The sequence below is a fragment of the Terriglobia bacterium genome (genome assembly GCA_020072815.1).
GTDB lineage: Bacteria > Acidobacteriota > Terriglobia > Terriglobales > Acidobacteriaceae > Angelobacter.
The window spans coordinates 167,869-190,465 of sequence record JAIQGE010000007.1; the positions used below are offsets into that span (position 1 = coordinate 167,869).

Sequence of the window (22,597 nt, forward strand, 5' to 3'; positions counted from 1 at the left end):
AGTCAGGCTGGAATCCCTGCACCGCCAGCCGCTTCCCATCTTTCAATCCGGGCGATATAGCAACCGGCTTCTGTATTCCTGACGTGGATGTATTTGGTTCCCGGCGTTTGCAGCAGGTCTTGCGTGGACGTTTCCAGACTGTGCGGTTCCGGTCTGGCCCGCGCGACAATATGCCGGTCCGGTCCATAAGCTTCCAACGTAAGAGGCAAGCTCCGCAGTTCAGCCGGCCATTCGGAGATTGCGTCGAACGCGCGGCAAGGTTCAGCGTGGATAAACACCGGCCCGGGAGAAGGATACTTGTCCAGCCCCGCGAAAGGGTTATACGTGAAAAGAATCCGTTGTTCGCCGGTCTGAAATTGCCGGAGGCAGCTGCGGCAAGGTCCGTAGCCTGTGGCGGGTTCCACGTGGGCGGGGTGCCCGTACTGCGGAGATTTCAACGTTTCACGCACCGCATCGGCAATGGAATCTTCAATCGCAAAAATACGAAATCCTGTCATCTGTTCTAACTCCTTGTCGTCAGGCTTGGTCGAAAACATTGCCCTGACAACAAGAGGTTAGGTGATGACAGGACTGCGGGACACTCCGTTCCTTGCGCCCAAAGTCGGGCACGTGAACTTACTTGTTGATGTCCTCTTTCTTTTCCAGCCGCTTGACGATGCCGTCCAGCGGGGCCTTGATTTGCTCCGGGGCAACGTCCTTGGCGAGCTTCATTTCCTTTACCGCGCCGTCAAAATCGCCCTTGGCCACCGCGATGCGGGAGGCTTCATTGTGGGCGGTCCAGTGGTTGGGGTTCTTCTTCATGTTTTCGTGGAACACGCTGAACGCTTCTTCCTGCTTGCCCTGCATCTGGAGCTGGCGTCCGTAATTGTGGAGCTGTTGCGCACTGGCCAGCGGGAGGGCCCGTTTGCGCGCCGCTTCAGCGTCCGTCTTGCGGTTGAGCGCGTCCAGAATGGACGCTTTGGTCATCAGGTTGTCAAAGCGCTCTTCCACGCCGATGGAGCGGTCAGAATATTTCAGGGCTTCTTCCAGGTTGTACTTTTCCGCCAGGAAGTAGTTGGCTGAATCGTCCCAGCCTTCAAATGTGTACTGGGCCAGTCCGCGAAGCTGTTGGTGCAGGCTCTCGGTAACAATCTCATGCGTATTCACGCCGATCTTGAACGGGACGGCCAGCCTCTCCCAGCGCAGAGTTACGGTGACGGCATCAGGCTTGGGATCATCAAAGTCGTAGGTCACGGCTTCATGCATTTCCGATGGTTGCGGCTTTACCGTCACGCGTAGCGCATCTTCTTTCTGGTCGTAGCTGAAGCTGCCCCAGGCAGAGTTCATCTTGGAGAAGATCACGGTCCACTCATTCTCGCCGGGCAGCATGTGCAGGCCGTAAATCCCTTTGGCCAGAGGTTGGCCTTCCACAGTGACCGGGTCCGTGAATTCGATGGTGGTGTTCTCATTGGCGCCGGCGCGCCAGACTTGGCCGTAGGGAACCAGGCCGCCCCAGACTTTGCGACCGTTGACCAGCGGGCGGTGGTAGTTGATGGTGATGTTGGTAATGCCGATCCGCTGCATCACCGTGGCGTGCTGGCTGCCGCGGGGCACATCCACCACAGCCGATTGCGCGGCGGCGTCAGTCGCTTGAAAGAAGAAAGTTGCGGCCATCAACACGGCCGCCGATAAATATTTCCGCATGATACACGTCTCCAGAACGTTGGGATTGATCTATGGGCCAAAGACTCACGGCAGACGCAGGATTAGACGAGCCTCTCCGCCTGTCGTGAGCAGACACCGCTTCTACGCAGGGCAGGAGTAAGCGACCATCGGCGGCAGGCGTTCGTCCGCGCGCGCTATTTGTTGAGGGCCGCCAGGACCACGCCCATCAGTACAATCCCAATGGAGTCAAAGATGATTTGCTTGCAAACCAGAATTCCGGGCAACGGCTCCACCGCGTAATAGATCAGGAACTTGGCCACCACGGTGAGCGCCGCCATGGCCAGTCCGTAGCGCAGGCCCTGGGCCACGAAGGGCTTATCTTCTTTGCCGCGCTGATAGATCCAGGTGAAGGCCACCGCGAAAAAGAGCTGGCCTGTGAACATATACGGGAAGTATTTCGCCGAATCAGCTTCGGTCCGCATCACGTTGGGGATTTGGGCGTAATCAGAGTGGAGCAGCAGGGCGTGAACCACAAACCCCAGTGCCAGCACCATCACGTACATCACGATGAGGGAGATGATGAATCGTTTGTTCACAAGTTTCCTCCGGGAAGCGCGGTCGCGTGCTTCTAGCTTTCCAACTGCGCGTCCATGGTGATCTTGGCGTTAAACAGCTTGGATATCGGACAGCCTTCCTTGGCGTTCTTGGCGGCTTCGTCAAACTTGGCTTTGTCGGCGCCGGGGATCTTCACCTTCACTTGAAGATGCACGGTGGTGATGGCGAACCCGGAGTCCAGTTTCTCCAGAGTCACTGTGGAAATGGTGTCAATGGATTGCGCGGTCATGCCGGCGGCGCCGAGTTGGCCGGAGAGGGCCATGCTGAAGCATCCGGCGTGCGCCGCGGCGACGAGTTCTTCCGGATTCGTTCCCGGCTGCGTTTCAAAACGGGTGGCAAATGAATACGGCGTCTGTTTAAGGACCCCGCTGGGCGAAGTGAGTGTGCCTTTGCCGTCTTTCAGACCGCCGCTCCAGTGCGCGCTTGCATTGCGTTGCATGAGTTTTTCTCCTGAAATAAAGTCAGGGAGATTGTAAACGGGAACTGAGCAGACGGGGAATAGCGCGGAACGATCCTGGGCTGGTCCCGCATGACGGCCGGCCTTTCGCTCAACCTTGAGCGATCTTGAATCGCAGCAATCGCCCGTCGAAATCCATCTTCACCTCGGCCAGCGACGCCACCAGCGCGTCAGCTTGCGCGAGGTCCTGTGCGGGATAGGTGGTTAGCAATGCGACCGCTTTCATCCCTGCGGCGCGCGCCGCCTGGATTCCAGCGGGCGTGTCTTCAAAAACCAGGCAATCAGCCGGAGCCGCGCCCAGGAGCGCCGCGCCTTTGAGATAAGGTTCCGGTGAAGGCTTGCCCCGAACAACATCATCAGCGGTGATCAATCGGCCGGGCGCAGGCAGGCCGGCGTAGCCCAGCCGTGCCAAGGCCAAAGCCCGCGTGGCGGACGTGACAATCGCAAAGCGGTCCACGGGCAAAGCATGCAGCAGGGCGGCGGAGCCGGGCAAAGCCGTCACACCTTCTCTTTCAGCGATCTCCCGGCGTTCGACCGTCAGGTTTTCCCGCTCGGCATCCAGAAGCGGCGCGACCATGCGAATGGTCTCAATGCTGCGGCGTCCATGCGCGGTGGCGATGACCCGTTGAGAATCGAGCCCATGCTGTTGCGCCCAGCGCCCCCAGACGCGGGAGACGGCCGGCGTGGAATCCACCAGGACGCCGTCCAGATCAAAGAGGACTGCCAGGCAAGTAATGATCACTTTCCAGCATAACAGCAGGTCCTTTTCCGCCTTCTCAGCGGCCAACCTATGGCCCGAAACTTTCATCTCTGAAGGGTGTTGGTATCTGGTTTGGTTCCTTCTATCCGGGTGCTAACCGATGGCTGGACTTTCCCTTGCAGCGGGGAGGATAATCGCATTCAGATGGATCATAGAGACAGGTAAAGGTTGGGCCGGCACAACGTGCCGCCTGGCTAAGCCTTATTTGCTTGGAGACTACCTTGAAAAGACTATCGTTAGCAGTTGCGGCTTTTTGCATGGTTTTGTTTGCAGCCAGCGCGGTCCAGGCCCAACAGGTGGATCTGGCATTCGGTGTAGGCACGATTACCGGCCAGCCTGCATCGGACGGTGATCCGCCTACCGCTACCACCATCAACCATTTCCAACAGACGATCAGCGGCGGAGCCTATCCAACCCTAAGCGGGGATTTTCTCTTCCACAAGGGACTGGGCGTTGGCATGGCAGTTTCCTGGCGCAGCAGTCAGAACACTGACATCTTTCTGCAGCCCTATCGCCCGATTCTTTACGACTTCAACGCCGTCTATGCTCCGGAACTGGGGAAGAAAGTCCAGGCGGAGTTGCAGGGAGGCGTGGGACTGGAGAGTCTGCGATTCTACACGCCGTTCTTGACCTGCGGCACCTTCAGCGGCTGCACCAATTTTGTCAGCAGCAACCATTTCATGACCCACGTTGGCGGCGGCCTCAGGTTTTACGTGACCAACAGCATCTTCATCCGCCCTGAAGCCCATTTGTATTTTGTCAGGAACAACGTGGAATTCAGCGGCCCGCGCGTGCAGCGGTTCGCGGTTTCCATTGGCTACTCGTTGAAGAACAAGATGTAAGATCGGCAGGTTCAGCAACGCACGTTGAGAAGCGGCCCGGCCACGAACCGGGCCGCTTTTTTCATAGAACCGCGGTTTATAATCAAGAACATGGCCCGAGGTTGGGAGAGCAAATCGGTTGAGTCCCAGATGGATAGCGCAAACGACAAGGCTGCCGGACCTGGCCGGGCGCGCAGCGACGAGGAAAAGAAAGTCCAGCACGAAATTGCCAGTCTGCAGCTTTCCCGCGCCTACGTGCTGCGTCAAATTGAATCCTCCACCAACGAGCGCTACACGCAATCCCTGCGGCAAGCCCTCAGTGAAATTGACGGGAAACTGGCCAAGCTGAACAGCCATCGCTAACCCTGAAGTTGCGCACAATCATCCTGCATGAGACCATGCAAGGCGATGCCGGCTCCAGAAGCGCACAACCTCATCCTGCAAACCGACAGTTATAAGTTCACCCACTGGAAGCAGTATCCGCCGGGGACGGAGCGCGTTTATAGCTATCTGGAATCGCGCGGCGGCATGTTCGGCCAAGTTGTGTTCTTTGGCTTGCAGTATTACCTGCTGAAGTACCTTGCCGGCGCGGTCGTGCGCGAAGACGACGTGCATGAGGCCCAGAAGTTCGTGGACCAGCATCTTGGTCCGGGCATGTTCAATGCCGAAGGCTGGATGCACATTGTCGGCGAACACCGCGGCAGACTGCCGGTGGAGATCAAAGCAATCGAAGAAGGCAGCATCGTGGACGTGCAAAACGTCCTGATGACCATTGAGAATACTGATCCCAAATGCTACTGGTTGCCCAATTACCTGGAGACGCTGCTGCTGAAAGTCTGGTATCCGATCACCGTGGCCACGCTTTCACGGGCGATCCGCAAAGTTTTCCTGACCGCGCTGGAGCGTACCGGCGATCCGGCGTTGATTGACTTCAAGCTGCATGACTTCGGCTATCGCGGTGCCTCCAGCGAAGAGACCGCGGGCATCGGCGCGGCGGCGCACCTGATCAACTTCAAGGGCACGGACACGGTGGCAGGCATCCGCGTGCTTCAACACTATTACCAGTCGAACGAAATGGAAGGCTTCAGCGTGCCGGCTGCGGAACATTCCACCATCACCGCTTGGGGACGCGAGAATGAGGTGCTGGCGTACAACAACATGCTCACGCAGTTTCCCGCGGGCATTGTGGCGGTGGTCAGCGACTCCTACAACGTCTATGACGCTTGCGAGAAGCTGTGGGGCGACGTGCTCCATGACAAAGTGCTGGCGCGCGAAGGCACGCTGGTGGTGCGGCCAGACTCCGGCAATCCGCGCGAGACGGTGCTCAAGGTTCTGGAGATTCTGGGAGAGAAGTTCAGCTACCAGATCAACGCCAAAGGCTATCGCGTGCTGAACCCCAAAGTGCGCGTGATCCAGGGCGACGGCGTGAACTACTGGACCATCCAGGACACGCTGGTGGCCATGAGCCGCGCAGGCTGGGCGGCGGACAACATCACGTTCGGCATGGGCGGCGCACTGCTGCAACAACTCAACCGCGATACACAGAAGTTCGCCTTCAAGTGCTCCAACGTCACCGTGAACGGCCGGGACCGCGAAGTCTTCAAGGATCCGGTGGAGGGCCACGACAAAGTCTCCAAGCGCGGGCGCCTGGCGCTGCATTTCTTGAACGGCGAGTGGTCAACCCGCAGGTCCCGGCCAGGAGAAACGGATTGGGAAGACCGGTTGCGTCCGGTGTTCCGCGATGGCGAAGTTTTGTTCACGCAGTCAGTGGCGCAGATTCGCGAACGGGCAAACAATCATGAACAAGTAAGTTTGGCGACTTAGGAAGCTTTCTGGCTGGCCTTGGCTTCGTTTTCAAGAGCCACGAAGAAGCGTTCCGCCATCATCTTGCCTGCGCCCTGGATCATGCGCTGGCCCACGCTGGCCAGCAATCCGCCTACGTGGACTTCTCCGGTGAAGTGGACGGAAGTTGCCCCGTCATCGTCAGTAAAGGTCAACTGGCCTGATCCTTTTACAAATCCCGGTTGGCCTTTGCCTTCCATGGCCAGGCCGTAATGCTCCGGGCGGCGCAAATCCTGCAGTGTGACGGTTGCTGTGAACTGGCCTTTGATCGGCCCGATTCCCACCGACAACTGGGCGTTGTATTGGTTCTCGCCGGTCTTTTCCATCTTCTCGCAGCCGGGAATGCACTTCTGCAAGAGAGTGGGGTTGGTGAGCAGATCAAAGATCCGCTCACGCGAGGCGTTGATTTTGTGGGTGCCGTCGATGGTCATACGAAATCGGGTAATTGAGTAATTTCGTAATCGGGTAATTTGGATTTCACGATTACTTGTCTATTTCACCGGGCCACGCGCGCCTATTTCCAGAGTTGCGGGGCCTTGCCGCGCTGGGGCATGCGGCTCCTGCTGTTTGCGCAGCAGATCCCGAATGTGCCCGAGCCGGATGCAAATAGGGAACAGCATCATCAGTGCCAGGAACGCCACAAAGCCAAATATTGCCCAAATGAGCTCCGATTCAGTCATGAACGACTCCCCCTCACTGAACGTACCGGCGTCGGCAAAATCGGTTTACTTGATCCTCGAAGCTGCCGTTTCCAGCGCGCGGCGAGTATAAATTTCCGCCAGGTGCTTGCGATAGTCGCCGGAGGCGTAGAGGTCAGTGTTGGTGTCCACGCCATCGGCGGCGTGTGCAGCGGCGGCTGCGAAGGTCTTAGCGTCAAGCGCGTTGCCTTTCAGTCCGGCTTCCACGCTTTTGGCGCGATAGGGCTTGGGTGAAACTCCGGTTACGCCCACGCCACATGCGCTGCACTTGCCGCCGTCGGCGGTGAGCGTAACGGCGATGCCGACCACGGCAAAGCCTGACGCCGGATGCCGGACCTTCATGTATGCCTGCCCGACTTTTCCCTTCGCCGCGGCGAAGCGGATTTCCTTGACCAGTTCGCCGGGTTGCAGAGCGGTGGTGAGCATGTCCACAAAGAAGTCGTCGGCTTTGATGGCGCGTTCGCCCTTGGGGCCGACGGCCACGATCTCCGCGCCCAGCGCGATGACCGCAGCGGGCCAATCAGCCGCGGGGTCTGCATGAGCAACGCTGCCGCCGATGGTGCCTTTGTTGCGCACTTGCATGTCGCCCAGGTGGGTGGCCGTTTCCGGCAACAGAGGACACACGCGTTGCAGCACAGCAGAAGTTTCAATCTGGAAGTGCGTGGTCATGGCGCCGATGCGCACTTGGCCGCCTTCTTCCTTGATATAAGAAAGATCTTTGATCCTGCCGATATCAATGAGCACCTTGGGCTGCATCAGGCGCAGCTTCATGGCGGGCAGCAGGCTGTGGCCGCCGGCCAGAATCTTGGCGTCGTCTTTGTACTTGGCCAGGAGAGAGAGTGCTTCGTCCAGGCTCTTGGCTGCGATGTAATCAAAGTTTGCCGGAATCATGTTCTCCTCCTGTTATGCCGCGCCCGCTTTGCCCTTCTTGATGATGTTCCAGACATGCTCAGGCTTGATGGGCATATCCATGTGGCGGATGCCGAAGGGCGCCAGCGCGTCCACCACCGCGGCGACGATGGCCGGCGTGGCGCCGATGCTGCCGGCTTCGCCCACGCCTTTCACGCCCAGCGGATTCACCGGCGACGGCGTCTCCGTGCTGTCCAGTTCGAACCACGGCAATTGCGCGGCCTTGGGCACAGCGTAATCCATCAGCGAGCCGCTGACCAGCTGGCCCTGATCGTCATACACAACTTGCTCAAACAAAGCCTGGCCCAGCGATTGCACAATGCCGCCGTGCACCTGTCCGTGGACCAGCAGCGGGTTGATCTGTTTGCCGCAGTCGTCTACGGCGATGTATCGCTTGAAGTGGATCTCCCCGGTCTCGCGGTCAATCTCCACGATGCAGATATGCGTGCCAAACGGGAACGTGAAATTCTTGGGTTCAAAAAACGATGTTGCGGAAAGCCCGGGTTCCATGTCCGCCGGAATGTTTTTGGCCAGGTGGGCGTTCAGCGCGACTTCCTGAATGGTCACGCTCTTGCCGCCGCTGGAGAACTTGCCGTCAGCGAAGGTGACGGTTTTTGCGTCGACGCCAAGCATATGCGCGGCCAGCGTGGTGGCTTTGGTTTTGAGCTTCTGCAGCGCCATGTACACGGCGGTGCCACCGACGGCCGTTGCGCGGCTGCCGAAGGTGCCGATGCCATACTGCACGATTGCCGTGTCGCCGTGGATCACCGTGCAGTCGTTCACGGTCACGCCCAGCTCGTCCGCGGCGATCTGCGAGAACGAGGTTTCCTGTCCCTGACCGTGCGGAGAAGATCCGGTCATGATGGTAACTTTGCACGTGGGCTCAATGCGCACGGTGGCCGACTCCCATCCGCCGGCAGGCAGCGCGGGTGAGGGACCCATGGCGCAGATTTCAACGTACGTGGAAACGCCCACGCCGATGAGGCGGCCTTCCGCGCGGGCTTTTTTCTGCTCTTCGCGCAGCTTGGTGTAGTCGGCCATCTTCAGGGCTTTATCCAGCGCGGCCTGATAGTTGCCGCTGTCATAGAACAGGCCGGTGGCGGTTTTGAACATGTTGTCGCCGCCAAAGGGAGCAGGGAAGTTCTTGCGGCGGACTTCCACCACGTCCATGCCGAGTTCGGCGGCCACCAGGTCCATGGCGCGTTCGATCACATAGGTTGCTTCCGGACGTCCGGCGCCGCGATAGGCGTCCGTGGACATCTTGTTGGTAAAGCAGGCCGTCACATTCATCTGGATGGCGGGAATTTTGTAGCAGCCGGAAAGCATCAGCCCAGTCAGCGTGGGGATGGCCGGCGTGAGCAGCTGGAAGTACGAACCCATGTCAGCAAATACGTTGTAGCGGAAGCCGGTGATGGTGCCATCTTTCTTGCAGCCGATTTCCACGTAGCCAACCTGTCCGCGGCCGTGGATGGTGCCCTGGATATTTTCGCGGCGGCCTTCAATCCACTTCACCGGACGGCCTAGTTGCATAGACGCGTAACCCATGACCGCTTCTTCGGCGTAAACGTTCAGCTTGGAGCCGAACCCGCCGCCCACTTCCGGAGCGATGAGGCGCAGCTTGTTCTCCGGCATGCCCAGCATGATGGAGATTTGCGTGCGCGCCAGGTGAGGAATCTGGGTGGAGGTCCACAGCGTGAGCTCCTGTTCGCCAGGATAGTAGCGGGCCAGCACGCCGCGCGTCTCCATGGCGATGGGCGCCAGCCGCTTGTGATAGATCTTCTGCTTCACAATTTTGTCGGCGGACTTCAGCGCCGCTTCAATGTCGCCTTCACCGGCGGTGAGCTTGTACGCGATGTTGCTGCCAAATTGCTCGTGGATGACCGGGCTCTTGGGGTCGGCGGCTTTTTCTTCGTCGAGCACCGGCGGCAGTTCGTCGTAATCAATCTGGATGAGGTCGGCAGCGTCGCGGGCGATGTATTTGTTCTCGGCGATCACCACGGCCACAGGATGTCCGACCCAGTAGACCTTGCTGGTGGCCAGCACGCGATGGTCCGGGACCTTCATATCAGGAATCGCCGCGCCGCACGGCACCGGGCCAATTTTTTGCGAGATGTCTTTGCCGGTGTACACCGCGACCACGCCCGCGGTCTTCGAAGCCGCGTTGGTATCAATCTTCTTGATGCGCGCGTGCGCGTAGATGGAGCGCACGAACACGGCGTGCAGCGTGTCCGGCAGTTTGATGTCGTCAACGTAGTGGGCCAGGCCCTGGATCAGCCGGGGATCTTCAGTGCGCTTTACGCTTTTGCCTACAAACTTTTCCGCCATGTCTTCACCTCAAAGGCCGCCTTATCGGGCCGTAGCCGCTGGCTTGGACTTCATCTTTTTGGCGGCGCACTGCACCGCCTGGACAATGTGCTGGTATCCGGTGCAGCGGCAGAGGTTGCCCTCCAGGCCTTGCCGGATTTCTTCTTCGCTGGGATCGGGGTTGCGCTGCAGTATCTGCGTGGCGGCCACGATCATGCCGGGCGTGCAGTATCCGCATTGCAGCCCGTGATGCTCCCAGAACGCCTGCTGAACGGGATGCAGCGTGCCGCCGTCGGCGAAGCCTTCAATGGTGGTGACGTTGGAGCCGTCGGCTTGCGCGGCCAGCACGGTGCAGGACTTCACGGCTTGTCCATCCACCATGATGGTGCACGCGCCGCAGAGTGACGTCTCGCAGCCCACGTGCGTGCCGGTAAGGCCTAGAACATCGCGCAGATAGTGGACCAGCAGCAGCCGCGGTTCAATCTCGCTCTGGCGCGTAGTCCCATTCACTGTGACACTGATCTTTTTCATTGCACTACCCCTTGGCCTGAATATAGGTCCAGCAGGGAACTCTTTGGACGCTGGACATAGTAAATGGTTCGCCCCTTCCTTGCCACATCGCATGGAGAAATAAATGGTATTTGGTAATTGGTCGTTAGATTTTTTGGTTAGCCGTTAGCCATTCGTTCAAGGCTCCTGACGCCGTTACTCCATTTTGCCCCTTTTGCTTTTCTCCGTGTCTCCGTGCCTCCGTGGTGAGCATTTGCTTTTCCGATTGCGGCGATCTCAGGCCCCTTCCGGCGGTTACCTGGCCTTTGTCCCATCGTCATTTGACCGCCTTGGATTGACGAACATAATCACGGGAAAAACAGCCCCTAAATCTGGAAGGTGCTGCCCGAGAATCCCCGGGGCAAGGAGTACCGTGAAACCAAGATTTCTGTTTACCACCTTAATGTTGGTAATGGCTTTTGCCGCCGCCCGTCCGGCGAGTGCGCTGGGCGATGACAGTTCGCCTACCGCAGTTCCCGCAGTCGCGAGCGACGCTCTACCCAACGCTCCTGAGCCCCGGCCCGCGGCCATGCCGCTGCCGATCGTCGGCGAAGACCTGGTGTTCAAGCCACGTTTTGGCTTGGTCCTGAAATTCTCTTCGCTGGGAGCCGGCGTGGATGCCGGCGTTTCCATCAACCGGTTTCTCAACGTCCGCGGCGGCTTCAACGGCTTGAACGTGAGCCACGGATTCAACGCCAGCGGCGTGCACTATGACGCCACGCTGCAATATCGTTCCGCCGAAGTCCTGGTGGACATCACGCCGTTGGGCGACTTGTTCCACATCAGCCCCGGCGCTCTCATCTACAACAACAACCAGATCATCGCCACGGCCAACGTGCCCGGCGGGCAAAATTTTGACCTGGGCAACATCAGCGTGCGCAGCAGCCCGGCTGATCCCATCCACGGGACGGGCAAGCTGACGGTGAACAAGGGCGCGCCAATGGTCATGTTCGGCTTTGGCAACCCCATTCCGCACAACCATCACTTCACCATCTTTCACGATTTCGGCATCGTGTTCCAGGGTGCGCCTAAAACCACGCTCAGCCTGGCCGGCACGGCGTGCGATCCGGTGACGGGTTTGGCGTGCGTGAACGCGGCCACCGACCCGACCATCCAGGCCCAGATCCTGAACGAGCAAACCAAGCTGAACAAGGACGTTTCCATCGTCAAGTTCTATCCCATTGCCAGCTTTGGGATCGGGATACGCTTTTAGCGGCGGCAAATTCCTCTTCGCGATAAACGACCAGCCGTGAAAGCGCAGCAGCACGCTGCGCTTTTTTATTGACGAGGTGCCTGCCGCGTCCGGGCGCTGGTTCAGGATTTTGCAGCACGGACGACGGCGACAACAAAAGCAACAATCAAGGTGGAAATGATTACAGCCTGAGTAATCGTGTACGTAACAATGGCTTTCACAACAGTCGCGGCCGCGCTGTGGCCGTAAAACCGGCGCAAGCCAATCGTCAAGTAAGTAAAGAACACCAGCGTGGAACACACTGACAGCGTAAAGGACTGCCAGGTGAACGGCGTTACGATTGCATAGAGAGGCGCGGCCAGCACCGCGGCCAGATAGGTAAACGAAAAGTAATGCAGCGAGAACACCAGGTGCTCGACAAAATAGCGGCCGCGAAACAACAAGGCTAGCAGCCCGGCCATGGCCAGCACGTCAGCCAACTGAAGCGCGGTTGTCACCTTGTGCATGGTTTCCTGGACGCGATCAACGATCACCTCCTTGGGGAGATGTTTTTTCGCAGCAATCTTTTCCCAGGCAGCGTCCAACTGGCCCTTCTTGTCCGCTTTGGACAGTTGGCGAACGTCAAAGCCGGAAAGCATGACGAAGGAACCAACCACCAGGAACACCGCGCTGGCAATCAGGAACAGGCTCAGCGGCTTCATGTAGCGCAATCTGCGCCCGGCGACAAACTCCTGGCTGAGGAACCCGGGGCGTGTGAAGAGATAGCGCACCGTGGCGAACACCTTGGAGTCCAGGTGAGTGAACTCATGCAGCGCGTGCTGCAAGAAATGCTTTAGTGTGAGATCGTGGCCGTGGACCTTCTTCTCGCCACAGTCGTGGCAGTACTTTCCCTGCAATTCCTTACCGCAGTTGGGACAGGAAGTAGCTTCCTGGTGGGCAGCCGAATCGGATTGAACAGGAGGCGAGGCCATTCAGCGTTTTCCAATGTGAGCGTTGCAGCGGAGTATATCCGAACACGCTAGCGGTCAAACCGCAGAATTCTCTCGCCTGAGCAGCGCTATTCGCGCCACTGCCACTCGGCATATCTTTTTCTCAGTTCGGCCTTGAGCAATTTACCGGTGGACGTATGCGGCAGCTCAGGAACGAACACAAAGTCGTCCGGCAACTGCCATTTGGCAAACTTGGCGGCAAGAAATTCGCGCAACTCATCTGCGTTGGCGCTGGCGCCGGGTTTCAGCACCACCACGGCCAGCGGACGTTCCTGCCATTTCTCATGGCGCACGGCGATCACGCCGGCTTCGCGCACCGCGGGATGGCTCATCAAAGTGTTTTCCAGATCAACTGAGCTGATCCATTCGCCGCCGGATTTCACCAGGTCCTTGCTGCGGTCCACCAGGCGGACGCAGCCATCGGGATCAATGGCAGCAACGTCGCCGGTGCGGAACCAGCCGTCGGCGGTCCAGCGGTCTTTGGTGTCAGGCGCGTTGTAATAACCGCCGGCCACCCACGGCCCGCGGACTTCCAGTTCGCCCACGGTCTGGCCGTCCCACGGCGCGATGCCCTGGTCGTTGGCGATGCGCGTTTCCACAAACGGCACTGGCCAGCCTTGTTTCTTGCGCTGCGCGTACTGCTTGTCCGCCGGCCAGGCGAGCATGGCCGGTTTGAGATGGCCGGTAGTCGCCAGCGGGGAAGTTTCCGTCATCCCCCAGGAGTGGTTCAGGTGCAGGCCGTGGCGGTCCAGGCCGCGCATCAGGCTCTCCGGCGGGGCGGTGCCGCCGCAAAGGATGCGGACGTCCATTGGCGGACGCCACTCCGCGCCGCGCTTGTCCATCTCCGCCAGCACGGCCAGCCAGACGGTGGGCACCGCGCAACTCATGGTGACCTGCTCGCTGACGATCAGGTCCAGCAGGTTGGCCGCGTCCAGAAAAGGCCCGGGCAATACCATTTTGGCGCCGACCATGGCCGCGGTGAAGCAAAGCCCCCAACCGTTTACGTGAAACATGGGGGAGATCAGCAGGACGGAATCGTGCTGGGAGATGGCGCTGGAATCGGCCATGGCCAGGCCCAGCGTGTGCAGCACCAGTGCGCGATGCGAGTAGAGCACGCCCTTGGGATTGCCGGTGGTGCCGGAGGTGAAGCACATGGTGGCGGCGTCCTGTTCGCTGAGATCGGGGAACTGGTAGCTGCCGGTGGCGGTGGCGAGCCAGGCGTTGTAGTCTTCATAACGTTCTTTAGAACCGCTCGACAACTCTGCGCTGCTCCGCGCGGCTTCAGCGATTCCGCCGGGCTGAGGACTGGCCGCATCGCCATGCCGCACCGCGAATATCCGCTCAAATTTCACCTTGTCTTTGAACTTTTCCAGCACTGGCAGCAGGATGTCATCGCAGATCAGGAAGCGGTCTTCCGCGTGGTTGGCGGTGTAGGCGATCTCGTCCGGATGTAGCCGCAGATTCAGCGCATGGAGAACTCCGCCCGCTGCGGGAACACCCATGTAGGCTTCCAGGTGCGCGTAGTGGTTCCACATCAGGGTGGCGACGCGGTCGCCCCGCTTCAGGCCCGCGGTGGACAGGCATTCCGCCAGTTGGCGCGCCCGCTGGTAGACGTTGCCCCAGGTGCAGCGGTGCAGCCCCGTCGCCGCCACCCGCGAAACTACCTCAACGTGAGGGAAGTATCGTCCGGCGCGCTCCAGGATGGCGGTGAGCGTAAGCGGCGTGTTCATCATTGTGTGCGTAGATCCGGTGTGAGCAGAGCCGGTGTGAGTAGATGGGGTGTTCATAAGATCGGTGAGCGACGCTCGGGTCTCCATAAAAATGGGTGCGCCTATAACATGTGGCGGACGAAACGCCTGGGCTGGCGGCATTTTATACCAGTCGCGAATCCCTAATTCTCTTGATGGCAGGCGGAACCCGCGCATACTAACCCGCCTTCGCGTTATCCTGTCTAAGTGAAAATGCTGCTTCCTGCAATCCTGAGTGTGCTGTTCATTCCTCCAATTCCTGCCGCCGCGCAAGCGGATGCACAAGCTGCCCCATCCGCTGCTCAGCGCGTCCAGGTACGCATGGTCACCGACGAGCCGGAAGCCGTGCTGGCCATCTTGTCCAAACTTGGAGCCAAGACTGAAGCCAAAACCGCCGACACGCCCGATGCCGCGCCCGCCGCCAGCGCCGAAATCACTGACGCCGACTGGCAAAAACTCTTCTCCTCGGAAGGCTATCGCCGCCTGAAGAAGCGCGAAGCCGCTATGAAGCGCGCATTCACTGACGATGACTTCAAAAAATTCGTGCTCTCGCCGGAACTCCTGGCGAAGGCAGAGCGCCTGCAGGAAACCCTGGATTCCTGGAAGCAGGCCGACGTCACCGTCCCCGCGGAACTTGCGCTGGCCTATCTGCCCGAGTCGGCCACCATCCGCGCTACCATCTATCCTTCCATCAAACCGCATGACAACTCTTTTGTGTTTGAAGTGGCCACCGACCCGGCCATCTTCCTTTATCTTGACCCGGAAGTGACCCGTGAGGAATTTGAGAACACGCTGGCCCACGAGCTGCATCACATCGGCTACGGCACGGCCTGTCCGCCGAAAGAAGTGGCTGCCGACACCGCCAAGCAGCCTGCGCCGGCACAGATGTTGCGCAAGTGGGTGAGCGCCTTTGGTGAAGGCTTTGCCATGCTGGCCGCTGCCGGCGGGCCGGACGTGCATCCCCGCGCCACCGCCAGCCAGGAGAAACACGAAAAGTGGGATATGGACATGGGCCGGTTCTACCAAAACCGCATCGAGCTGGACAGCTTCTTCATGAGCGTGCTGAAAGGCGAGCTCACCGGCGACAAAGCTGATGCCCAGGCCTTTACTTACTTTGGCTATCAAGGGCCGTGGTACACCGTCGGCTACCGTATGGCGACGACCGTTGAAGCCGCCTTCGGCCGCCAGCGCCTGATTGACTCCATGTGCGATGGCTCAGTCCTGGCGGCGTATAACGAAGCGATTGAAGAACAGTTAAAGTCCATGCCTGTCGGCCAGGCGCGCGGCAAGCCCACGTGGTCGCCGGAGATTGTGAAGGCCCTGGAGACGGCGAAGCCGGCGGAGAGTCAGCCGCAATAGCCTGCTCCATTGCACCCTTTGCGTCCTCAAATTTGGTTGAATTTGCTAGAAAGGAGCAAGCATGGCCAGCGACGGCGGCAATCTCAAGAACCACCGCGTGGTTTCGCATCAGGAATGGCTGTCTGCGCGAATGGAATTCCTGGCAAAAGAAAAAGAATTCACCCGGCTCCGCGACGAGCTGAGCCGCCAACGGCGTGAACTGCCGTGGGAAGCCGTTCCCAAGCAGTATGTGTTCGAAGGTCCTGAAGGGCAACAGACCCTGGCGGAGCTTTTTGCCGGCAAGAGCCAGCTGGTGGTCTATCACTTCATGTTTGCTCCCGAATGGGACCAGGGATGCGAACAGTGTTCGCACTGGGCGGACACGTTCAACGGCGTCCCAATTCACCTGCAGCATCGTGACGTCAGCTTTGTGGCCATCTCCCGCGCGCCGCTGGCCAAACTGGAAGCCTTCAAGAAGCGCATGGGATGGAGCTTCAAGTGGGTCTCATCGTTTCCGAACGACTTCAATTTCGACTACTACGCGTCGTTCACACCGCAAGAACTGGAGAGCGGCGGGGCCTTCTACAACTACCGCAAAGGCCAGAAAGACTCCACCGACCGCGAGGCCGTCAGCGTGTTCTACCAGGACGCGAGCGGCGCCGTTTTCCATACCTACTCGTGCTACGCGCGCGGCATTGACCTGCTGAACGCCACCTACAATTACCTCGACTTGACGCCCAAAGGGCGCGATGAAGCAGGAATCGGACCGGGCTGGGTGAGGCACCACGATCGCTACCAGAAGTGACTTCCGGCTGCGCCGAAAAGGACTCGCGGCCGCTAGCTGGTGGTACGGCTCTTCCCGGCGATCATCAAGCCGGCGCCGGCCACCATCATCAGCCCGCTAACGATGGGCGGCAGCTTTTCTTCATGCCGCGTTTCAATGCCCAGCGAAATACCGCCGGCCTTCATGCCTTCCCGTTCCGTGTGGGGCAAGGGAATAAACAAGGACGCAACGCCAAGTACCAACAGCACTACCCCGATCCAAAACAAATTCTTCATGAATTGCTCCTTCTTCCTTCCTGCCTTACTAAATCTCACGTGAGCGCAAGCTCGCTAACCAATTAACGGCGAATGGCGGGAGAGGCCCTGCAGGGTATGCCACCGGACCGGCCCCAAGGCTGCTTACCCGCGTCGTCCACTCACCAGGTTAATGACGACAACAACCAAGGCCACGACCAAAATCAGGTGGACCAGGGCTCCCCCAACATGGAAACTGAAGCCGAGAAGCCACAGAATCAAAAGAATTGCTACGATTGTCCAAAGCACTTTGACCCTCCAACGCGCGTGTTGAGCACGTAAAAACGCTTGCGTCGAGTCGAAGACGCGAAAGAAAGCGGGCATCGGCGACTCACCCAACAAAGATGGCACATGCAACGGAACAATACTGAGCTTGATTGACCAGTTCTGGGCCGTGCCGGTGTGTCATGCTTCGGTCACGCCAAGTCTTCTAGCTGACCATCTGCTTTAAGGCCGCTCGGCTCAATGCCTGGGAAGACAGAAAAGTGTGCAAAGTAGACCAGATTTGCACGCCGTGAAGTGACACCATAATAGAGGACTGAATGGGTTTCCGGCCGAACGCGACAGACTGGCGCCGCGATTGTGAAGACAAGAAACCGTTTTGTCGGGCAACCCTTCGTTAAATGATACGGGTCAGATAGCTAACCCAGACCGGAAAGCTCAACCAGACAGGTGGGCAACTCGCCGGCGCCATCAAAAATCAAATTCAACTGGACAGAAAACGGAATCAAGGAGCAATAGATATGAAAAAGATCATCGTGTTGGTGTTAATGGGATGTTTGGGAAGCTTTGCCTGGGCAGGCGAACAGCAGAAGGACGTAGCTGAACGCTTGAAGATGGCCACGGAAGTACTGCAGCAGATGGGCGCCGAGCCGGACAAGGGCATCCCCGAAGAAGTGCTGAACGACGCCAAATGCATCGCCGTGGTTCCGCACCTGATCAAGGGCGGGTTCATCTTCGGCGGCAAGCATGGCCGCGGCGTGGCAACCTGCCGCACGGCAGAGGGATGGAGCGCACCTGCTTTTATCTCGATCGGCGGAGGAAGCTGGGGCCTGCAGATTGGCGTAGAGGGCGTGGACCTGGTCATGTTGATCATGAATGACAAGGGCATGGAACGCTTGCTCTCCAGCAAGTTCCAGATCAGCGGTGAAGGATCGGCAGCAGCCGGCCCGGTCGGCCGTCACGCGTCCGCCGGTACCGATTGGAAGATGGAAACCGAGATGCTGACGTACTCGCGCTCCAAAGGACTTTTTGCAGGTATAACCCTGGAAGGCGCGGTCGTCCAACAAGACAACGATTCCACTGAGTCTGTCTATGGACACAACGCGTCATTCAAGTCCGTTTTGCACGGCAAGGTTGCAACACCGGACGTTGCCAAAGAGTTCATGAATGCAGTGGGACACGCTTCCCACAAAGCCAAAGTGCAGGAAGCTCGCGAAGAGAGTAAGTAAGCAAAGAGTTTGCAGTCGAAAAGATTCGAATCCCGTGCAAGCGCGCAACTGTTCAACCGTGAGCAGTTGCGTTCGCCTTCGGGCTGGAGCTCTTTGAAGTTGCCTGAACAATATCCGCGCTGATTTCCGGATTGAGCGCTTCAACCGGGCTGGCGCCCAGAAGAAAGGTTGGGATGGTATGCGTAACTGGAAGAGAACGGCAGCACTGTTGGGAGTATGCCTGCTAGTGTTGGTGTTTGTTGCTTTGTCTTGGGGCGCTAAGTCGAAGAAGGGAACCGCGAAGGCATCTGCCAAAGCAGGTTCGCAGCAACAGCAGTCAGCCAATGACCTGCTCATCAGCAACAACATGCTCGAAACGTTCAATCAGGGCAGACAAATCTTTCGCTTCGACACCTTCGGCGACGAGGCCTTTTGGGGCGGCGCTCTGCATCTCCACCAGGCCATTGCCGGCGAAAAGCTGGGAGGCGTAGGCCCTGGCGTGAGCCCAAAAACGGCGCTGGCGGTGGGCTTGAAAGTTGACGTGGATGCTCTGCCTGCCAGCCTCGTGGAACAACTCAAAGCGGGAAAAGTAAATCTCGACGATCCAGCAACCACGCTGGCCTTGCTCAAACTGAACTCTGTGGTTGGGGTGACCGGCTTCTTCAATAAGCAGGACAAGCTGGAGTCGCTCGGGATACAGTGCGCGTTTTGCCATTCCACCGTGGACGATTCTCTTACCGCGGGCATTGGTCATCGCCTGGACGGCTGGGCCAATCGTGACCTGAATGTTGGCGCCATTGTCTCTTTGTCTCCTGACCTTCAGCCCGTCGCAGATTTGTTGGGTGTGGATGTCCCCACGGTGAAAAAAGTCCTGGCCAGCTGGGGCCCAGGCAAATACGACGCCGAGCTCGATCAGGACGGCAAAGCGTTCCGTCCCGATGGGAAATCAGCGGCAACATTGCTCCCCGCGGCTTTTGGCCAGGCCGGAGTAAACAATGGCACGTATACCGGATGGGGCTCCGTGACCTACTGGAATGCCTATGTTGCCAATACCCAGATGCACGGCAAAGGCGCATTTTCCGAACCTTTGCTGACCGGCGGACAGTTCCCGGTGGGCGCCAAAGCTCATTTCAACCAGGTTCGCAACCCTGACGACCGCATCACTTCAAAACTTGCGGCCCTGCAGTTTTATCAACTGGCCATCCCCGCGCCCAAAGCGCCCAAGGGTAGCTACAACAATGTGGAAGCTTCCCGAGGCCAGGCCCTGTTCGCGGGCAAGGCGAAATGCGCCACTTGCCACGTGCCGCCCCTGTACATTGAACCCGGATCGAGCCTGCACACGCCGCAAGAGATCGGCATTGACGATTTCCAGTCCTCCCGGTCTCCCACCAAGGAGTACCGGACCACGCCGCTGCGCGGCCTCTGGAGCCACCAAAAAGGCGGGTTCTACCACGATGGCCGTTTCCCGACACTGGGCGACGTCGTGAACCACTATGACCAGCATTTGAAGCTGGGACTTGCTGAACGGGAGAAGAAGGACCTGGTGGAGTATTTGAAGTCGTTGTAGTTCTTCCCCGTTGCAGGACAGCCGTGTAGGTTTCCCGCATTGCGGCGACGCCGGTGCATGTAGCCCGCCAAAACTGGCCGTCGGCCTGTTTGCTGGTCCTGGAAAATGGCGCTCGGGAATCATCGTAAGACCAAAATGGCCGCGTCTTTCGCCGGCGATGGACGCGCGCAGAAATAACGCTGTAATGGAGGCAATACCGTGAAACGAATTGGAATCATCAGTACAACCGCAGCCCTGTTCCTGGTTCTTGGAATTACTGCTCCGGCTGGAGCCCAAGAGAAAGACAACAAGCAGGATAAAGATAAGCAGGAGCAGACCGACAAACACGAAAAAGACAGTAAGCCGGAAAAGCAACAACCAGAGGCCAAGCCCGGTAAACAACAGGAGGCAAGGCCTGAGAAGCCAGAGCCTGCGGCAAAGCCGGACAATCGGCAGGAAGCCAGGCCGGACATGCAGCCTCAGAAGCAAGACCAAGGCAAGCAGGCGGCGCGCCAGGACGAGCCTAAGCAGCAACCCCAACATCAGCAGGCGCAACCCCAAGAGCAGAGCAAGCAGCCCGCGCGCCAAGAAGAACGGCAGCAGCCTCAGCAGCAAGCCAGCCGGCCTTCACAGCAAGAGCAACACTCGCACGCCGTGGAACAACGTGGCGCCTGGCAGGAGCATCGCGCGCGCAGCTGGGAGTCGGAGCACCGCACTTGGCAGCAGCGCGGCGGTTACACCGGCTACCGCATTCCTGAAGCAACTTTCAGCATCTCCTTTGGTGAGGTCCACAGCTTCCGTATCTACAGCTTGCCTGTGTTGATAGTCGGCGAGTCTCCGCGCTTCCAGTACGGCGGCTTTTGGTTCAGTCTGGTTGACCCGTGGCCGGAAACGTGGTCGGACGATTGGTACGAAACCGATGATGTGTACATCGACTACTACGGCGATGGGTATTACATGTACAACCGCCGCCATCCCGGCGTTCGCATTGCCATAAACGTCTTCGTCGGCTAGCGGACCACGAACTGCGTATGCTCTGAAATTTCGCTGGACCCTGGGGAAACGGTTTGGGCGAACCGCGACCCCTGGGTTTCGAAACTTCAGAAGCTTTGAGTGGCAAAGTGAGCACTCCGGACCGAGATCACCCGCATCTAAATGGTCTAAAATAGAACCAAGTCGCGGAAGATCCAGACTGGAATTGAGCTCATGCAAAACGCTACGAAATCGTTGATGGCATTGTTAGTGCTCGTTTGTACTCTTAGCGGAGTCAGCAGCGGATATTCCGTGCTGACCCATGAAGAGTTCATTGACTTGCTCTGGAGTGACCAGATCAAGCCCCTGTTGCTGCAGAGATATCCGGGCGCGTCAGAAGACGACTTGAAAAAGGCCCATGCCTATGCCTACGGCGGATGTCTCATCCAGGACATGGGATATTACCCGTTCGGGAACAAGCTCTTCAGCGATATGGTCCACTATGTTCGCAGCGGCGATTTTGTCATTGCGCTCCTGGAAGAAGCCAGCGACATCAATGAATACGCCTTCGCCCTGGGAGCGCTGTCACACTACGCCTCTGACATTACCGGGCATCCCTACGTCAATGCGGCCGTGGCTCAGAATTTCCCCAAGCTGAAAACCAAGTATGGGCCGTTGGTCACGTACGAGCAAAATCCCAAAGCCCACATTCAAACCGAGTTCGGGTTTGACGTGGTGCAGGTGTCCAAGCAGCGCTATACGTCAGATGCCTACCACGACTTCATCGGGTTCGAAGTGTCCAAGCCGGTTCTGGAACGCGCGTTTCTCAAGACTTACGGCATCAAACTGGGGGATGTTTTCGGCAGCGTGGACCTGTCCATCGGCACCTTTCGCCGCTCCATCAGCGGCGTGATTCCGCAGATGACCCGGGTTGCGCTGCTCACGAAAAAAGATGAGATGGTCAAAGAAGACCCCACCTTTGCCCGCAAGAAGTTTCTCTACAACCTGAAGCGCAGCGAGTATGAAAAACAATGGGGCAAGAGCTATCAAAAACCGGGATGCGGAGCGCACTTGCTGTCCTTTTTGTTTATGCTCGTCCCCAAGATCGGGCCATTCAAGGCCATCGGTTTCAAGATGCCCAGCCCGGAGACCGAGACGCTGTACCTGAAGAGCATCAACAGCACGGTGGACCAGTATCGAATCTATCTTCAGGACGCGAAAGCGGGAAAGCTAACGCTGGTGAACAAGGACTTCGATACCGGGAAGCTGACCGCGGAAGGCGAATACCGCCTGACCGACGAGGCTTACGGCAAGCTGCTCGACAAGCTGGCGAAAGCCAAGTTTGCCGACATGCCGCCCGCGCTGCGGGAGAACATCTTGGCCTTCTACCAGAACCCCAATGCCCCCAACTTCAACAAGAAGAAACCGGAAGAGCGGGCCAAGACACTGAAGAACCTGGAAGAGTTGAAATCGCTGCAGCCGGAGAAACCCCTTCCTAGCCCAACTACACCCTGAGCGCTGTGGCTGTTCCGATGCACGCGCAATTCCGGCGACCTGTCCCCGGCGAAGCCGTGGATTTTGGCAATCTTGGCAATTCTGGCAATCTCCTAGCCCCTCCCCCAGGTTGCCCACAACTAGGATTCTAAAGGGCTTACACGATTCATCGCCGGGGTTGGGTTTCCGATCTCGCGCGATGACGTGCGATC

At 58.5% G+C, this 22,597-nt stretch carries 23 protein-coding genes; 10 read left to right on the forward strand and 13 right to left on the reverse strand.

What is annotated here, in order from left to right; translation table 11 throughout:
• Window positions 1–2: 2 nt before the first annotated feature.
• From LAO20_11050 to LAO20_11070, 5 genes are all read right to left on the reverse strand, one after another.
• On the reverse strand, window positions 3–497 hold the full coding sequence (locus LAO20_11050; protein MBZ5531957.1) for a DUF1203 domain-containing protein: 495 nt from the start codon (window positions 495–497) through the stop codon (window positions 3–5).
• Window positions 498–615: 118 nt separating this feature from the next.
• On the reverse strand, window positions 616–1,653 hold the full coding sequence (locus tag LAO20_11055; protein MBZ5531958.1) for a DUF2911 domain-containing protein: 1,038 nt from the start codon (window positions 1,651–1,653) through the stop codon (window positions 616–618).
• A gap of 185 nt (window positions 1,654–1,838) precedes the next feature.
• Window positions 1,839–2,240 carry a hypothetical protein gene (locus LAO20_11060; GenBank protein MBZ5531959.1) on the reverse strand — a complete coding sequence of 134 codons (402 nt, stop codon included), beginning with the start codon at window positions 2,238–2,240 and terminating at the stop codon, window positions 1,839–1,841.
• Window positions 2,241–2,272: 32 nt separating this feature from the next.
• On the reverse strand, window positions 2,273–2,698 hold the full coding sequence (locus LAO20_11065; GenBank protein MBZ5531960.1) for an OsmC family protein: 426 nt from the start codon (window positions 2,696–2,698) through the stop codon (window positions 2,273–2,275).
• 109 nt (window positions 2,699–2,807) lie between these two features.
• Window positions 2,808–3,524 carry an HAD-IA family hydrolase gene (locus LAO20_11070; GenBank protein MBZ5531961.1) on the reverse strand — a complete coding sequence of 239 codons (717 nt, stop codon included), beginning with the start codon at window positions 3,522–3,524 and terminating at the stop codon, window positions 2,808–2,810.
• A 209-nt stretch (window positions 3,525–3,733) separates the two neighbouring features.
• Here LAO20_11070 and LAO20_11075 point away from each other — a divergent pair, with 209 nt between their 5' ends.
• The 3 genes from LAO20_11075 (at window position 3,734) to LAO20_11085 (ending at window position 6,121) form a co-directional block, all read left to right on the forward strand.
• On the forward strand, window positions 3,734–4,318 hold the full coding sequence (locus tag LAO20_11075) for a hypothetical protein (protein MBZ5531962.1): 585 nt from the start codon (window positions 3,734–3,736) through the stop codon (window positions 4,316–4,318).
• Between the two features lie 129 nt (window positions 4,319–4,447).
• Window positions 4,448–4,660: a hypothetical protein gene (locus LAO20_11080; protein MBZ5531963.1), complete on the forward strand. Its 213-nt coding sequence runs from the start codon at window positions 4,448–4,450 to the stop codon at window positions 4,658–4,660.
• Between the two features lie 45 nt (window positions 4,661–4,705).
• Window positions 4,706–6,121, forward strand: a complete 1,416-nt coding sequence (locus LAO20_11085; protein ID MBZ5531964.1) for a nicotinate phosphoribosyltransferase — start codon at window positions 4,706–4,708, stop codon at window positions 6,119–6,121.
• On the opposite strand, the gene LAO20_11090 is transcribed toward LAO20_11085, so the two are convergent.
• From LAO20_11090 to LAO20_11105, 4 genes are all read right to left on the reverse strand, one after another.
• Window positions 6,118–6,570 carry a carbon monoxide dehydrogenase subunit G gene (locus tag LAO20_11090; GenBank protein ID MBZ5531965.1) on the reverse strand — a complete coding sequence of 151 codons (453 nt, stop codon included), beginning with the start codon at window positions 6,568–6,570 and terminating at the stop codon, window positions 6,118–6,120. The genes LAO20_11085 and LAO20_11090 overlap by 4 nt on opposite strands.
• A 294-nt stretch (window positions 6,571–6,864) precedes the next feature.
• Window positions 6,865–7,728 (reverse strand): xanthine dehydrogenase family protein subunit M, encoded by an 864-nt coding sequence (locus LAO20_11095; protein MBZ5531966.1) that lies wholly within the window; start codon window positions 7,726–7,728, stop codon window positions 6,865–6,867.
• 12 nt (window positions 7,729–7,740) lie between these two features.
• Window positions 7,741–10,071 (reverse strand): xanthine dehydrogenase family protein molybdopterin-binding subunit, encoded by a 2,331-nt coding sequence (locus tag LAO20_11100; GenBank protein ID MBZ5531967.1) that lies wholly within the window; start codon window positions 10,069–10,071, stop codon window positions 7,741–7,743.
• Between the two features lie 21 nt (window positions 10,072–10,092).
• Window positions 10,093–10,581 (reverse strand): (2Fe-2S)-binding protein, encoded by a 489-nt coding sequence (locus tag LAO20_11105; GenBank protein ID MBZ5531968.1) that lies wholly within the window; start codon window positions 10,579–10,581, stop codon window positions 10,093–10,095.
• Between the two features lie 391 nt (window positions 10,582–10,972).
• Between LAO20_11105 and LAO20_11110 the strand changes: the two genes are divergently transcribed.
• Window positions 10,973–11,812 (forward strand): hypothetical protein, encoded by an 840-nt coding sequence (locus tag LAO20_11110; GenBank protein ID MBZ5531969.1) that lies wholly within the window; start codon window positions 10,973–10,975, stop codon window positions 11,810–11,812.
• Between the two features lie 101 nt (window positions 11,813–11,913).
• On the opposite strand, the gene LAO20_11115 is transcribed toward LAO20_11110, so the two are convergent.
• Together LAO20_11115 and LAO20_11120 are read right to left on the reverse strand one after the other, a co-directional pair.
• On the reverse strand, window positions 11,914–12,762 hold the full coding sequence (locus tag LAO20_11115; protein ID MBZ5531970.1) for a DUF3667 domain-containing protein: 849 nt from the start codon (window positions 12,760–12,762) through the stop codon (window positions 11,914–11,916).
• Window positions 12,763–12,848: 86 nt separating this feature from the next.
• Complete coding sequence (locus tag LAO20_11120) at window positions 12,849–14,513, reverse strand: long-chain fatty acid--CoA ligase (GenBank protein ID MBZ5531971.1); 1,665 nt, start codon at window positions 14,511–14,513, stop codon at window positions 12,849–12,851.
• 228 nt (window positions 14,514–14,741) lie between these two features.
• Between LAO20_11120 and LAO20_11125 the strand changes: the two genes are divergently transcribed.
• Entirely contained in the window at window positions 14,742–15,887 is a 1,146-nt protein-coding gene (locus tag LAO20_11125; protein MBZ5531972.1) for a hypothetical protein, read from the forward strand.
• A gap of 61 nt (window positions 15,888–15,948) precedes the next feature.
• Window positions 15,949–16,671 (forward strand): DUF899 domain-containing protein, encoded by a 723-nt coding sequence (locus tag LAO20_11130; GenBank protein MBZ5531973.1) that lies wholly within the window; start codon window positions 15,949–15,951, stop codon window positions 16,669–16,671.
• 32 nt (window positions 16,672–16,703) lie between these two features.
• On the opposite strand, the gene LAO20_11135 is transcribed toward LAO20_11130, so the two are convergent.
• Complete coding sequence (locus LAO20_11135) at window positions 16,704–16,925, reverse strand: hypothetical protein (GenBank protein MBZ5531974.1); 222 nt, start codon at window positions 16,923–16,925, stop codon at window positions 16,704–16,706.
• A gap of 123 nt (window positions 16,926–17,048) precedes the next feature.
• Entirely contained in the window at window positions 17,049–17,192 is a 144-nt protein-coding gene (locus LAO20_11140) for a lmo0937 family membrane protein (GenBank protein ID MBZ5531975.1), read from the reverse strand.
• A 494-nt stretch (window positions 17,193–17,686) separates the two neighbouring features.
• On the opposite strand from LAO20_11140, the gene LAO20_11145 reads away from it, so the two are divergent.
• The 4 genes from LAO20_11145 to LAO20_11160 all read left to right on the forward strand — a co-directional run bounded on the left by LAO20_11145 (window position 17,687) and on the right by LAO20_11160 (window position 22,406).
• Window positions 17,687–18,394 (forward strand): lipid-binding SYLF domain-containing protein, encoded by a 708-nt coding sequence (locus LAO20_11145; GenBank protein ID MBZ5531976.1) that lies wholly within the window; start codon window positions 17,687–17,689, stop codon window positions 18,392–18,394.
• A 178-nt stretch (window positions 18,395–18,572) separates the two neighbouring features.
• The gene (locus LAO20_11150; GenBank protein MBZ5531977.1) at window positions 18,573–19,940 is read left to right on the forward strand and encodes a hypothetical protein; all 1,368 of its coding nucleotides are present in this window, start codon (window positions 18,573–18,575) and stop codon (window positions 19,938–19,940) included.
• A gap of 198 nt (window positions 19,941–20,138) precedes the next feature.
• Entirely contained in the window at window positions 20,139–20,933 is a 795-nt protein-coding gene (locus LAO20_11155; protein MBZ5531978.1) for a hypothetical protein, read from the forward strand.
• A 192-nt stretch (window positions 20,934–21,125) separates the two neighbouring features.
• Complete coding sequence (locus LAO20_11160; protein ID MBZ5531979.1) at window positions 21,126–22,406, forward strand: zinc dependent phospholipase C family protein; 1,281 nt, start codon at window positions 21,126–21,128, stop codon at window positions 22,404–22,406.
• The last annotated feature ends 191 nt before the right edge of the window (window positions 22,407–22,597 follow it).